The 14,508-nt window shown below is 48.5% G+C and carries 13 protein-coding genes; 6 read left to right on the top strand and 7 right to left on the bottom strand.

Features of this window, described 5'->3' with window-relative positions; translation table 11 throughout:
- Positions 1-47: 47 nt before the first annotated feature.
- The 6 genes from WCY20_RS05115 to WCY20_RS05090 all read right to left on the bottom strand — a co-directional run bounded on the left by WCY20_RS05115 (position 48) and on the right by WCY20_RS05090 (position 8,457).
- Positions 48-3,173, bottom strand: a complete 3,126-nt coding sequence (locus WCY20_RS05115; RefSeq protein ID WP_345977517.1) for an efflux RND transporter permease subunit — start codon at positions 3,171-3,173, stop codon at positions 48-50.
- Positions 3,174-3,327: 154 nt separating this feature from the next.
- Positions 3,328-3,642 (bottom strand): MGMT family protein, encoded by a 315-nt coding sequence (locus WCY20_RS05110; RefSeq protein WP_345977516.1) that lies wholly within the window; start codon positions 3,640-3,642, stop codon positions 3,328-3,330.
- Positions 3,643-3,740: 98 nt separating this feature from the next.
- On the bottom strand, positions 3,741-4,913 hold the full coding sequence (locus WCY20_RS05105; RefSeq protein ID WP_345977514.1) for a hypothetical protein: 1,173 nt from the start codon (positions 4,911-4,913) through the stop codon (positions 3,741-3,743).
- Between the two features lie 180 nt (positions 4,914-5,093).
- Entirely contained in the window at positions 5,094-6,431 is a 1,338-nt protein-coding gene (locus WCY20_RS05100) for a sodium ion-translocating decarboxylase subunit beta (RefSeq protein ID WP_345977513.1), read from the bottom strand.
- Between the two features lie 4 nt (positions 6,432-6,435).
- Positions 6,436-8,214, bottom strand: coding sequence for a biotin/lipoyl-containing protein (locus WCY20_RS05095; RefSeq protein ID WP_345977511.1), 1,779 nt, complete (start codon positions 8,212-8,214; stop codon positions 6,436-6,438).
- Positions 8,215-8,226: 12 nt separating this feature from the next.
- Positions 8,227-8,457, bottom strand: a complete 231-nt coding sequence (locus tag WCY20_RS05090; RefSeq protein WP_345977510.1) for an OadG family protein — start codon at positions 8,455-8,457, stop codon at positions 8,227-8,229.
- A gap of 242 nt (positions 8,458-8,699) precedes the next feature.
- On the opposite strand from WCY20_RS05090, the gene ppa reads away from it, so the two are divergent.
- The 6 genes from ppa to WCY20_RS05060 all read left to right on the top strand — a co-directional run bounded on the left by ppa (position 8,700) and on the right by WCY20_RS05060 (position 13,971).
- Positions 8,700-9,215, top strand: coding sequence for an inorganic diphosphatase (gene ppa / locus WCY20_RS05085; RefSeq protein WP_345977509.1), 516 nt, complete (start codon positions 8,700-8,702; stop codon positions 9,213-9,215).
- 14 nt (positions 9,216-9,229) lie between these two features.
- Positions 9,230-9,532, top strand: coding sequence for a hypothetical protein (locus tag WCY20_RS05080; protein WP_345977507.1), 303 nt, complete (start codon positions 9,230-9,232; stop codon positions 9,530-9,532).
- Positions 9,533-9,688: 156 nt separating this feature from the next.
- On the top strand, positions 9,689-10,882 hold the full coding sequence (locus WCY20_RS05075; RefSeq protein ID WP_345977505.1) for a caspase family protein: 1,194 nt from the start codon (positions 9,689-9,691) through the stop codon (positions 10,880-10,882).
- Between the two features lie 160 nt (positions 10,883-11,042).
- Entirely contained in the window at positions 11,043-12,245 is a 1,203-nt protein-coding gene (locus WCY20_RS05070) for a 1-acyl-sn-glycerol-3-phosphate acyltransferase (RefSeq protein WP_345977503.1), read from the top strand.
- A gap of 10 nt (positions 12,246-12,255) precedes the next feature.
- On the top strand, positions 12,256-12,999 hold the full coding sequence (locus WCY20_RS05065) for a glycerophosphodiester phosphodiesterase family protein (RefSeq protein WP_345977502.1): 744 nt from the start codon (positions 12,256-12,258) through the stop codon (positions 12,997-12,999).
- A 108-nt stretch (positions 13,000-13,107) separates the two neighbouring features.
- Complete coding sequence (locus WCY20_RS05060; RefSeq protein WP_345977500.1) at positions 13,108-13,971, top strand: universal stress protein; 864 nt, start codon at positions 13,108-13,110, stop codon at positions 13,969-13,971.
- Here WCY20_RS05060 and WCY20_RS05055 read toward each other — a convergent pair.
- A complete protein-coding gene (locus WCY20_RS05055) occupies positions 13,963-14,502 on the bottom strand; it encodes a HyaD/HybD family hydrogenase maturation endopeptidase (RefSeq protein ID WP_345977499.1) in 540 nt (179 codons plus the stop codon). The genes WCY20_RS05060 and WCY20_RS05055 overlap by 9 nt on opposite strands.
- Between the last annotated feature and the right edge of the window lie 6 nt (positions 14,503-14,508).

Raw genomic sequence — 14,508 nt, 5'->3', positions numbered from 1 at the left:
TTTTCGCGTCCGTCCGCAGAACGGCACAAATATTTCCGGCCCGGCGCCTAGCCCCTTGGTGTCACGCCCTCTTTCACAGGCCCGGACGGCTCCTCTTTTATCCTGTTGACCATCGCGTAAAGCGTCGGAAGGTAAAAAAGGTTCATCACCGTACCCCAGAGCAGACCGAAGCCCAGAGAGATCGCCAGCGGCTGCATGATCGCCGCCTGGCCTGTCGCATAGAACATCAGTGTCGAAAGTCCGACGAATGTCGTCACCGACGTGATGACGATCGGGCGCAGGCGCAGTTTGGCGCGGTAGTAGAATTTCGCAGGTTCATGGGTACCGTGCAAAAAGTCGAGCATGATGATCCCGTCGTTGATCACAACACCGGCAAGTCCCAAAATGCCTATAACGGAGGGCATCGTCATGTTCATCCCCATGATGACATGTCCCAGCAGTGCGCCGAAAATGGAGAACGGGATCACAGACAGGATCATCAGGGCATATTTTATCTTCGGAAAGATCAGCAGCAGCAGGATCAGCATGATAAACAGTGCAAAGACCGCAGCAGTCAACATGTCGTTTTTGAGCTGCTCGTTCTTCTCTCGTTCACCCAGCATCTCCACACGGATCCCCTCTTTCTCGATCGCATCGATACGCCCTGCCAGACGGTTCAGCACTTCGGATGCGGTGATGACCTTCTTGTCGACGTTGGCACTGACCGTTTTGACGATATCGCCGTCCTCTTTCTCAATGCTCTCGTAATCCTGTATCTTGATAAAATCGGCCACCTCTTCGAGTTTGACGTAACGACCGTCTCGAAGCGGTACTTCAAACTCGTTCAGGGTCTCAAGGCGGTCTTTTTGCGCATACTCGGTCGTAATATCTATGACCCCTTCGGAGCCGAAGGTCTGCGCTTTTCGGCTTTCGAGAAAATAGCCGCTAAGCACCTGCGCGACAGCGCCTTCAGAGAGTCCGAGCTGTTCGCCGTAGGCGTTGATCTTGATCTTGTACTCCATCTTGCCGTACCGGATATTGTCAATGACATCTTCAACCCCCGCTATCTGACTAAGTTCGGACTCGAGCATGGCAATCGCCTCTTTCATCTTCGCATCGTCGTTGCTGATAAGATTGAGCTTGATGTCGGTTTTGACGATCCCCGCCCGCTGCTCCAGTACGGAGAGCTCGTCGATGCCGTACTGCTGTTGCAGCGGCGCGATCAGCCGGCGGAGACGGTTGGCGACCTCTGTCGAAGGGATCGTGCGGATCTTTTCGGGCGGATTGAATTCGAACGAGAAGTCCAGGATAGGGTTGACATAGTGGTTGACCCAGTTCTGCGGTACCTGCTCTTCGAGTTCCAACGAGATGTAGAAAAGATTTGTCCCCGTGTCCCAGGAGTTTGCAAAGGTCCGTCGCATGCCGCTGATCATTGAGACGCTTTTGACAAAGAGCTCCTCTTTGTGCGCCAGGATCGTCTTCTCGATCGCATTGGCGATCTTGTAGGTCGACTCAAGGTCGGTGTTGATGTTCATCTTGCCCGAGATGTTCATCGTACGCCCGTCAAACGCCGGGAAGAGCTGGAAATGCAGCGACTTTAGCGTCAGGACCGTCAGAAGCGGCACGACAATAAAAAAGAGCGCCAGCGTTGACTTTTTATAGTGGATCAGGATGTGGAGCACTTTTTCATAGCGGCTCGTCACCGGCGACCAGTCAAGCGACTTCGTCCCTTTTTTGAGGAACTCTTTCGAATGCAGCGGCAGAAAGAAGAAGCTCTCTATCAGCGAACCGAAGAGGACCATGACCACGACGATCGGTATCAGTTTGATAAAGAGACCCATCTCCCCCGTCAGCATGAACATCGGCAGAAATGCAGCGACGGTCGTCAGTGTCGCCATCGTGATCGGCAGTATCACCTCTTTAACACCCGCGATCGCCGCTTCGGCGGGCGCCATCCCTTCATCGATGTGGCGCTGGATATTCTCAGAGACCACCACTGCATCGTCAACGGCGATACCGACGACCAGCAGTGCACCGATCAGCGAGACCATGTTAAGCGAGTAGCCGCCCATGTAGATAAAGATCAGGCCGATGATAAAGGCGAAAGGGACCCCCATCGTCACGACTATGGCGGTGTTGCGGTTGATCAGCGTGTACATCGTAAAAAAGATCAGGATAAGACCGAATGTCAGGTTTGCGATGATGATGCTCAGGCGCTCCTCGATAGGCTCCGAGGAGTCGTGAAAAAAGTTGAAGGTCAAATCGGGGTATTGCGGTTTGATCTCCGTGTCGACAAACTCGCGCAGCTCTCTGGAGAGGGCGATCGAATTGCCCTGCGTATCTTTGGATATCTTCAGCACAAGGTTGTATTCGCCGTTAAAGGTCGACAAGGTGACATCCTGCGGATGGTAAAGGCGGATCGCCGCAATGTCTTTGAGGTAGAGCCGTTTTGAACCGATCTCGACAAGCGTGTTCTCCCACTCATTGATATCGGCTTTTCCGTTGGCGGTAGAGACATAGATAAAGTTCTCTTTGTCGTCGATATCGCCTATCGGATAGATATAGGAGAGGTTCTGGATCGCCGTAAGCACATCAGCGGCACTCAACCGATAGGCGTCAATCGCCTCCTCATCGATCTTGATCTCCAGCTTCTGCTCCGAATCACCGTAGATGACCACTTCCGATATATGCGGGATCTTGCTGAGTTTGCTTTTGATACGTTTGGCCTGTTCCAGCAGCCTCTCGAAATCCGCATCCTTCGAAGCAATCGAGAGCCGGACAAGGTCACGGTTCTTGTCCAGAACGGCTGCCACCGGTTCGTTCATATCGGCAGGTATGTTTTGGCGGATATTGGCGAGCTTGTCCTTGACTTTATTGAGGACGATGTAGCTGTCCGCATCATCGTCAAGCGTCAGAACGACCGAAAATACCCCGGGCCGGATCACACTCTCTATTTTACTGATACCGCTGATGCTGCTGACATCATCTTCGATATCGCGCACGACCATCTTGTCAAGCGTGTTGGCACTTGCCCCGGAATAGCCCCCCGAGACCATGATCATGTTAAGGGTGACATCGGGAAAGATCTCTTTCGGGATCTTGATATATGCCAGCACCCCTGTCAGCAGCAAGACCGTCAGCAGCATATGGTTCAACGAGGTGTTATTGATGAAATATTTGATGATTTTTGTCATTGGGTTCCCGGTTAAAATAATTGCTGATTGTAGCTGATGAACGTTAACTTATCGTTAAGCAGCGGACGTCTTGAACACCATTTTAGCAACTATTTAGAATGTGGGTCGCAAATTGAAGAGTATCTTTCTTGCTGCATCATCATTTATCTTACCATTAACCTGTGTAATCAAAAAGCCGCTTTTCAAAATCGATGATTTTCCCCTTTTCGACAGCCACACCTTCCTGGCGCAGCAGTTCGATCTTCCGCTCTACACCGCCCTCACCCGAATAGCTGCCGATACTGCCGTTTGCAAGTACAACACGGTGACAGGGTACTTTCGGTGCATAGGGGTTTTTACCGACCGCCGTTCCGACCGCCCGTATGGCATTGGTATTGAGGTAACACGCGATGGCACCGTAGGTGGTCACGCGACCTTTAGGTATCTTTTCAATTGCCTTATACACTTCATTCTGAAACGGTGTCGGCATTACTTTTCACCTGCCAGGAGATCTCTCTTCGGCATCAAAAATACTGTCTGATCGATGTAAGAAGGGGCGTACATAACAGGTCTGCAAAAAGGCGGGGCTTATTGAAACTGCTCTTTCAACTCGGCAAGCGAACGGTGAAGGTTGCGCATATGCCCTGCTATGACCAAAGGATCGTTCCCGGTCTTCATATACGTGTTGAAATCAATCAAAACATCGGCAGCACCGCCCGTACCTAAATTGGTCGCCGATCCTTTGATCATATGCGATATATTCTCGATCTGTTTATTGTCTTGTGCCTGAACGGCCACTTCAAGAGCCGGCATCTCCTCTTCAATCTGTTGAATCAGATCAACAATGAATTCATCCGCATCTTCTTTAGGCAGGCCAAACTCTTCCATCGCCCGAGTGTTGTCAAAAGGCGGGTAGTTGTACGTATCTTCAGCAATTTCTTCCGGCATTGATTCGGGTTCTTCGCTGAAAGGCTCTTTCGGAAGGAGCTCTTCTTCAGCTTCAGCCGCCGCCTCTTCTTCAATGAACACTTCGGCAGTTGGCTGAGACTCTTCCTCTTCCGTAATAAAAGATTCTGCAAAAGAGGTACTCGGCTCATTTGTTTCAGCAGTTTGTGCTTCTGCAAACACTTCTTCAACAGCTCTCTCTTCCGCAACAGGTTCAACGGTAGACGTCAACTCTTCGGTAGAAAGATCTTCGGGTTCTTCCACGCTCTCTTGAATAGAGACTTCGACAGCGTCACTGCTCTCTTCAATATCTTCTGAAAGCGAAGGAATTTCTGTAGAGACAACTTCGTTGTTTTCTTCGGCAACTTCTTCAATGATACCGGCGGCTACTTCATCTTGAACTACCGCTTCCTCTGCAACAGAAGGTTCTTCCTCTTGTATAAATGCCTCTTCGGCTGACGCGATAGGCGGCGTATCAGTCTCGATGGACACTTCAGCGTCAGCTATCTCGCCTGCTGCCAATGTCTCTTGTTCAGTGCCATGAAGAGCGGTCTCTTCAACAGACGCAAGCGCTTCTGCTGCTGCTGCCGCAGTAAGCGCCTCTTTGACCTTCGGTTCTTCACGCGGACGAAGCGGTTTTGCTTGTTTCGGTTTTATTTTTTCAGGCGTTTTTTGCTTTTCATAGCCTCTGTTCTTGGCTTCAAGTTCCTCTTTCAAACGTTTTAATGTCTTGTCATTCGAGCTTTTGCTTGAGACAAGGATAACGATAAGGAAAATAATAAAAAGAATTATCGAAATAAAAACAAACCAAAACATTAACAGCTCCCATTCATCATTGCTTTATGGGCAACAATCCGTTGAAATTGGCTTCATCATAATATAAAATAATCCATTAATCACTTAAGTTTATAAAAACTTATCGAATATCTTATAAAAAAGGGTAAAAAAGGAAAAAACAGAAGCGAAGATGGCGGGGGTCCCCACCACTATAAAAAATTATCCGAAGATGGAGATCATAACACCCGCGGCAACGGCAGAACCGATAACACCGGCAACGTTAGGGCCCATCGCATGCATCAACAGCATGTTCGAACGGTCATATTCCATACCGACTTTGTTGGAGACACGCGCCGCCATAGGAACAGCCGAAACACCTGCCGAACCGATAAGCGGGTTGACCTTTGTTCCCGGAAAGAGATTCATGATCTTCGCCATGATAACACCTGCTGCCGTACCGACAGAGAAGGCGATAAGACCAAGGATCAGGATTGCCAGTGTATCGACGACCAGGAACTGATCTGCCGCCAGCTTGGAACCGACACCCAGTCCCAGGAAAATCGTCACAATGTTGATCAGCGCGTTCTGAAGCGTATCGTTCAGTCGCTCAACGACACCCGACTCTTTCAGGAAGTTACCGAACATGAAGGCACCGATAAGCGGTGTCGAATCCGGCAGGATCAGGATCGCAAGGCTCAGAACCATGATCGGGAAAACAAGCTTTTCAAGACGCGATACATGGCGCAGTGTCGACATCTTGATCTGACGCTCCGCTTTTGTTGTCAGTGCTTTCATGATCGGCGGCTGGATGATCGGGACCAGTGCCATATATGAGTAAGATGCGACCGCGATAGCGCCCAGAAGCTCAGGTGCCAGTTTCGTCGCAATAAAGATAGACGTCGGGCCGTCCGCACCCCCGATGATCGAGATTGCAGACGCCTGCTGCAGCGTAAAATCGAAGACATCGGTGTACTGTGACAGGGCAACCGCACCGACCAGTGTACCAAAGATACCGAACTGTGCCGCACCGCCAAGCAGTGCCGTCTTAGGATTCGAGAGCAATGGACCGAAATCGGTCATCGCCCCGACACCCATAAAGATGATGATCGGGAACATCTCGTTGGCCAGACCCATGTTGTAGATGACACCGAGGAAGCCGTGGGGCCCGGCGATATTGGCAACAGGGATATTGGCCAGAAGGCCCCCGAATGCGATAGGCAGCAGCAGAAGCGGTTCATATCCTTTGGCGATCGCCAGGTAGAAGAGCAGGAAAGTGACCAGAATCATGACAACTCGACCCCATGATTTGTGGAAATCACTCATCGCTTCACCATGAGCATTCACTTCATTGGGATCGGGGTTGAGAATCGCATTGATACCTGTCGACGCGAAAAAACCCGCTGTCATCTCGCTAAGCGATTTCGGTTGGTAGGTCTCTTCTTTATGTGTGCTCGATGCCGCTCTCTCCTCGTCTACCGCCGCGACATGCGCGTCAGAGGCGTGAAGCGAGAAGCTCACGACCATTAAGGCCAAAAATTTCAGTACAATCGACTTCATCTGATTATCCAATGACTGCTACGACTTGACCTTCAACCACTTTGTCATTGACCGCGACATTGATTGATTTGATCACACCGCCTTTTGGCGCCACAACATCGATCTCCATTTTCATCGACTCAAGGATCATGATCGTCTCACCCTCGGCAACGCTCTGGCCCGGATTGGCAATGATCTTCCAAACGGCACCCGGAAGCAGTGCTTTAATATCCATACCGACACCTGAACCCGTATCTGCCGGTGCAGCGCTTACACCCTCTGTTGCGACGACCTGAACGTCACCAGTCCCCTCTGCTACCTGTACACTGAATTTCTGACCATCTACTACTACGGTATAGTTACCTGCTGCCATCGTTGTTCTCTCCTCTTTTTGAATCTCTGAATTTTTACGTACGTTTACTTCTGCTTCGCCTTTCAAGAAAGCGATTCCCTTGTCCTGACACGCCGCAGCGATGAAGATGTTCTCTTCTGTCGTCTCGATGCCCTCTTCTTCAAGACGCTTTGTCCAGTGTCCCAAAGATTTGCTCTCGTCGGCATCTGCCAGATCGACCGCATTTTCGGTTGTCGGCTCAAGTCCCAGCTTCTCTGAAGCGATCTTGACGATCTCAGGGTCCGGCGCGACCGGTGTCTTACCGAAGTAGCCGAGTACCATCTTTCCGTAACCCGGAGCGATCGCTTTCCACGGACCCTGCATCACGTTGTTCAGTGCCTGCTGGAAATAGAACTGCGATACCGGTGTCACAGAGGTGCCGTAGCCCCCTTTTTCCACGACTTCGCGCATCGCAAGGATCGCATCGCCGAATTTTTCCATCATGTTGTTGTCGCGCAGCATCTGGGTATTGGCCGTCAAAGCACCGCCCGGCATCGGAGAGAACTGGATCAGCGGCTCTACCATTGTTGCTTCAGGCGGAATGAAGTAGTCGTTCAGGCACTCTTTGAGCGTGCTCTCATATTTAAGCACTTTTTCAAAATCAAAGCCGAAATCGTAGTTTTTACCCTTGATGGCGTGCATCATTACCAGGATATCCGGCTGACTTGTTCCGCCCGATACCGGAGAGGCCGCCGCATCGATACCGTCAGCACCTGCTTCAAGCGCCGCAAGGTTCTGTGCCACCGACAGACCTGCTGTTTCCTGCGTGTGCAGGCGGACATGCGTTCCTTCAGGAAGAAGGCGTTTTGCCATCTTCACGGTGTCGTAGATCTTCTGCGGATTTGCCGTACCTGTAGCATCTTTGAAACAGACAGAGTGGTAAGGAATCTCGGCATCAAGTATCTGACGAAGAATCTTCTCGTAGAACTCCACCGTATGGGCACCTTCGCATCCCGGTGGCAGGTCCATGATCGTTACAACCACCTCATGTTTGAGGCCGTGGTTGACAATGCTGCGTCCGCTGTCGATCAGGTTGTTGATGTCGTTGAGCGCATCGAAGTTACGGATTGTTGTCGTACCGTGTTTTTTGAACATTTTGGCATGCAGATCGATCAGCTCGCGGCTTCCCGTATCGAGCATAACCGTATTGACACCCCGCGCCAGCGTCTGAAGATTTGCTTCAGGACCGACCAGCTCACGGAATTTGTCCATATTGTCGAACGCGTTTTCATTGAGGTAGAAAAAAGGAACCTGAAAGCGGGCACCGCCTCCAAATTCAAAGTGGGTGATCCCTGCCGCTTTTGCTGCCTCTACCGCAGGCAGAAAATCATTCAGAAGCACGCGTCCGCCGAAAACGGACTGGAATCCGTCACGGAACGTGGTGTCCATCAAATCTATAAACTTCTTAGCCATTCTTTTCCTTATTTACTTACTTCTGTGGTGGATAATCGCAGCGGTAATCGCGGCGATCTTCTTCGCATTGTTTTTCTGAACCGGCGTTACGTTGTTCTCAACATCGTTGGGTTCAGGAAAAAAACGGTGGATAATTTTCGACATGATATTCATCATTACTATCATCACGATGAGAAAAGCAAAGACTGTTCCCATACCCAGTAGCATGATTTTCAAGCCTTCAAATACAGAATTCATTTCCATACGTAGCCTTTTCACTGAATTTTGCTTATATTAGTACAAAGCAGTTTAAAACATTACAAAGTTGTCACAAAGGCAATTACTATTTTCGATGATGTTACTTTCTAGCACTCTCTAAGATGCCTTTGACAGACTGCAGGTTGTTGTATATAAACTCCACCTTTTTCACATACTTTCCACCGCTCTAAATAATTCTTTGAGCATCTTTTGGCTAAAATCCTCTCATTAAAAAATTGGAGCCCTTAATGAACCTAGATAAAATCGGTTATGGTGAAAACCCGGAAAAAGTTACAGCAATTATTGAGATCCCTTACGGTTCTAACATCAAATACGAAGTTGAAAAAGAGAGCGGTGCCGTCGTACTTGACCGTGTCATGCACTCAGCTATGTTCTACCCTGCAAACTACGGTTTTGTCAATAAAACACTTTCTCAAGACGGTGATCCTGCAGACATCCTTGTACTGACTGAATATCCGATGCAAGCCGGCTGTGTTGTCAACTGCCGTCTTCTTGGTGTATTGATCATGGAAGATGAGAGCGGTATCGATGAAAAACTTCTGGCTGTTCCGACCTCCAAAATCGACCCTACCTATGATGCGATGAAAGATATCGACGATATCCCTAAACATACGCTTGACAAGATCAAAAACTTTTTCGAGACCTACAAAATGCTTGAACCAAACAAATGGGTAAAAGTCAAAGGTTTCGAAAACAAAGCCTCAGCGACAAAGATCCTTCAAGACGCGATCGATAACGCCTAAAGCCTGATATTTTAATGATCGCAGGATATTATGAGCAAGACTTTGTCGCCGTCATACTTTTCGGCATTATTTTAAACTTCGTCTTCTCATTCCTTTTTGGCTGGTATCTCAGCCTTAATATCGGTGTTCAAGAGATGGTGCTTTCAAAAGGGGATAAGAAACAGCCGTCATGGATGGTCCTGATGCTTATCCTTCCTTTTGCAAAGATGTTGATCACCCTTTATCGTGTAAGTATCTTACAGTTTTACTTTCTCAATCAGGGGCTATCACACAAAGATTATTGGGTCTATCTTACCAAAGACGACAACAAGCAGTAGTCTCTAAGCGACGTATTGCCGCTTTCTCTTCTTCTAAATTTCCAATCATAATTTCACATCAAAAAATCCTCTGAAACATAGGTATAAATTTTTCTGATTTATCTTAAGGATTCTCCGATAAAATATTCGCAATTTACATTCAGAGGGTTAGATTTTATGATGCGTATTACTTTGGTTCTTTCAATTTTAATGCTTTCGCTTTGGGCAGCGCCGACACTGCAGACGATGAAAAAAGAGGCCCGTGTCGCCATTGTCGTGGGCAACGGTAACTATGATGAGCATGCCTTAACATTACCGATACAAAATGCCCGTAACGTACGTAAATTTCTGGAACAAAACGGTTTTTATGTCTACTACGGCGAGAACCTCGATAAACGCAATTTCATCCGTCTGCTTAGAAAATTCAACAAAAAAATGCACCCCGGCGGTGTCGCTCTGTTCTACTTTAGCGGCCACCTAGTTCAAACCAAGAGAAAAAACTACCTTGTTCCAATCGACAGCGGTATCACAGAAGAGGCGATGATACCGCGCCAGGGCATTGCTATGACTTCCGTCTATACGGGAATGAGACGTGCGCACAACCGACTCAATATCATCGTTCTCGATGGGGCGAAAGAGGCACCCTTTGGCTCCCTTTTTGCATTGGAAAAAGAATCATACGCACCGATTAAAGCCGCTGATGATTTCTCAACATTCATTGCCACCTATCCTGACAGACTCAACAATTCCGACACATTTACTAAAGACTTCCTGTCGCTTGCCGACAAAAAGGGGTTGGAGCTGCAGGAGCTAAAAAGAGGTCTCAGCTATGTGCGAAAACAGCACAACCAACCTCAGCCTTATATCACCCTTACACAAAAGCGCCCCTTTTATTTCAAACTTCCCGATCGTCTTCCGACACAAGATGAGATTGCCTATGCCCAGATAAAAAACAGTCAATCGAGAAAAGAGATCGCAAATTTTATCAACGCCTACCCGCAGAGCGTTTTTGTCAAAGAAGCCGAAAAACAGCTGAAGATTTTTGACGACATTGAAGAGAAGGCACGTGAAGATAAACGCAAAGCATTTGAAGCCAAAGCAGCTGAGGCAACACGAAAGATGCAGGAAAAAGCAAGAAAACTGCACAACGCAGAGACCAATACCTCTGAAGTGAAAAACAGTACATACGATATGGCTGAAATAGTGATTGAAAAACCACAAAACAGTACTTCAGAAAAACCTTCTGTAACAACGTCGGAAGATGTTCAAAAAAATGACGTCAATATCACACTCACCAAGCCGGGCGAACAGGTAAAAGAATTATTGGCAAAACCCGTTAAAGGTGATGAACGCAACATTGTGCTGGAATAAAGACCTTTCCAAACTGCTGATTTTCTCTCTTCGTAAACAGGCGATAACATTCCCATTGATACGGCTATCCGACCACAGCTCTATGCCATTTTAGATACTCTTCATGCTCACTATTGCAGCTCTTTTTGGTATGATTAAAAAGATCAAGAAGGAGCAGGTAGTGAGCGAACAAGAGAGCATCCGTTTATCCGAGATCGAAAAGCGTGTCAGGCAGGATGCAGACTTCGTTAAAGAGATCGCCGTTCAAAAGATAGACGGGAAGCATATAGCATTCATCTATCCCGACTTTGACCTGCTGAAAAAACAGCAGATCGTCAACATCGAAGATCAGGTCAAATGGTACGCCGTTGAAATCTACAATATGCATCCCATCGACAAGATCAGACTTGACGGCTACAGAATTTTAAAAGAACCCATCTCCTCAGCCGGCGAAAGTACCAAGAAAAAGGAAGAAGAGCCGGGTACCGAAGTCTACAGACAACTAAAAACCTACCTTCAGGGTGTAACAACGCAGGCTATTTCCCCCTCATCGCATCTTGAGCTTGACCTCGGGCTTGACTCGCTTGATTACGTCATGCTCTTTACTTTTGTTGAGAAAAATTTCGGGGTTCATCTGGATGAAGCTCTCTTTGCGGAGAGGATGGTAATGCAGGACCTCTGCGACTATATCGCCGAAAACCGCCAAAAGAGCGAGAAACAGCATGTGGCATGGTCTGAGATCGTCCATCACCCCATCGATTATGCGCTTCCCTATGCCCCTTTCGTAATGCTGCTCTACAAGGTCACGCTGCTGCCGCTGTTCCGGCTCTACTTTCGTCTTTCTGTTACCGGAAAAGAGAACCTGCCCGAAGCGCCCTGCATCATCGCGCCGTCGCATGAGAGCATGCTTGACGGGTTTGTCGTCGAAGCCTCTCTGCCCTACGGCGTCTTGAAAAAGACCTTTTTCCTCGCCTTTGAGGTGGTCTTCGGGCGCTCGTTTCTGGGCATGCTCTCAAGCATAAGTCAGATGATCATGATCGACATCAACCATGATCTGAAAACAGCGATGCAGCGGACAGCCGAACCTCTGAAAAGAGGGGCGAACGTCGTGATCTTTCCCGAAGGGGCGCGCTCGCGTGACGGGAAGCTGCTCCCTTTCAAAAGATATTACGCCATTCTTTCCAAGGAACTCAACGTGCCTGTTGTCCCGGTCATGATCGACGGCACATTTGAAGCGATGAAGGCAGGAGAACTCTTTCCTAGACCGGCCAAGGTGCGACTGCAGTATCTTCCGCCAATCTATCCCGACGGTCTCTCCTATGACGAAATCAACGAACGCGTCAAGAGAGCCATCGCCCAGGCACTTGAGAGCAGCTCTCAATAGAGGAGAAAGTATGAACTTTTTGAAACTGTTTGAAAAACCCGATCTTGTCGCGGCCCACCGCGGCGACCGCTCCCGTCAACCGGAAAACACCCTTTCCGCACTGCGATCGAGTATCGGAAAATGCGATTTCATCGAGATCGACGTGCAGTTGAGCCGTGACCGCATGCCGGTGATCATGCATGATGAGACCCTGGGGCGCACCAGCAATGCCAAAGAGCGCTTTCGAGACAGAAAGCCGTGGCACGTCAATGACTTCAGCTTTGAAGAGCTGCAGAGCCTTGATTACGGCAGCTGGTTCAACGGCAGGTCCGAACCGCTGCTGACACTTCAGCAGGCATTGGCCTTCGCTATAGAGGAGAACCAATACCTCAACATCGAGATCAAAGATATGTCAGCGTTTGCCGATGATGCCGAGGTGGTGCAGACCGTCATCACTGCCATAGAGAAATATGGTGCGGAATCCCTGGTCCTGCTCTCCTCTTTTTACCACCCCTATCTGCAGCTTAGCAAGACTATCTCGCCCGTTATCCCGACTGCAGCTTTACTGGAGCACAAAAAAAAAGATCTTCTCAACTACCTTCGCTCTCTCAATGTAAACGCCTGCCATCTCGATGATGTGATAACAGATCGGCATACTGTTCATGCGTTGCGTGCTTCAGGTTTCGCGGTAAACGTCTACACGGTCAATGACCCTGTTCGTCAAAAAGAGCTTTTTGCATGGGGCGTTAACGGTGTATTCACGGATAATCTATGACGCTTATGCCACTTCGTCCACGCCGGTCCCTTCTTAATCTGTTTTTTGCTACTATGGATTGCATAGGGAAGGAGACTGACCCCTTCATCCAAAAAGCAGGAGTAACTGATGCGAAAAGTTCAACAGATTCTCGTCGCTATTGATCGGTCCGCTATGGCCGGAGAGGCACTCCAACGTGCTATTTCCATAGCTGAGGAAAACAGGGCGCAGCTGATTGTCATGCATGTTATAGAGCCCCTCTTCATGGAAGCCCCTTATGCAAAATCAGTCGATAAAGATAATATCAGGCAACAGATTACCGAAGAGATCGACCGGCTCAATTCTCAAACGCATGTCGAGTATATGCTCTTCATTGAATCAGGGCCGGCGGCCGGTACTATCAGGCACAAAGCAGAAAAGATGCAAGTCGATCTGCTCGTGGTCGGATCCCACGGCAAAGAGGACATCAGAAGCAACTATTTCGGATCCACGACACTGAAACTCATTCAACGGACCCATATTCCGGTACTTATTGTCAAAAACAAGGTCGAGCGAAGCTATCAGGAGATGATCGCACCGACCAACCTCTCTGATTATTCAAAAGAGAGCATACGCTTTGCCAATGCACTTTTTACCCAATCGCACAAAAAATATCTTTATGCTTTCGAAACCATCAGTGATCTCCAGGCAATGACCTATCAGATCAGTAATGACGAGGCCATGAAATTGCGGGCGATCAAGACGAAAGATGCCGCAGAAGCATTCAAGAAGTTTGTAACAGAGGTCGGGGAGGGAGAGATGGAGCTGATCGAATACGGTGCCTCCATCAATGAAGATCTTCTGGCCTATATTACAAAAGAGAGAGCAGATCTGCTTGTACTGGGGTCGAAAGGTATTGACAACCTGAACTCTTTCGTCTTTGGCTCAACCGCTTCATATCTGGTCCAGCGCGCATCTATTGACATACTGGTCTATGTCCCCTCTTCAACGTAAACGCATGCCGGGGTCATCGTAAAACGAAAGAATCGTCTCGATAGTTTGCTGCATCGGTTTTGGCGTGACATCTATACCGGCAGCCCGAAGGATATTGACACTCTTCTCGAGTAACAGAGGAAGTCCCTGCTTCACCGTTTCAGTCAGATTGATCTGCACCGTTAGGATATCTTCGGGAATAATACCCATAACACTTACTTCGGCCATCTTATCCAGCATCGAACAGATCTCCAGCATGCCCACCACTTCGACCTCATGTACGGTTTTCCGGTAGTCGCCAAGGCCCATCAGTGCTTCGGCCGGCAGGTTGTAGACAGAACCGGGATTATCATCTATAGAGACCGTATCGAGAATAACCACCTTGTCGTAATCTTCAAAATAGTCCATCAGCTTAAAGCCGAGGGTTCCTCCGTCTACGATCTCGATTTCGGGTTTAAAAACATAGTTCTCTTTAAGCATCTTGCTCGCATAGACGCCGACACCTTCATCCATGAACAGAATATTGCCGACACCGATCACCGCTATTTTCATGCTTCG

The organism is Sulfurimonas sp. HSL3-7, from assembly GCF_039645985.1.
Classification (GTDB): Bacteria; Campylobacterota; Campylobacteria; order Campylobacterales; family Sulfurimonadaceae; genus Sulfonitrofixus; species Sulfonitrofixus jiaomeiensis.
Note: the sequence above shows the minus strand (reverse complement) of the source record. Positions and strands in the feature narration are given on the sequence as shown.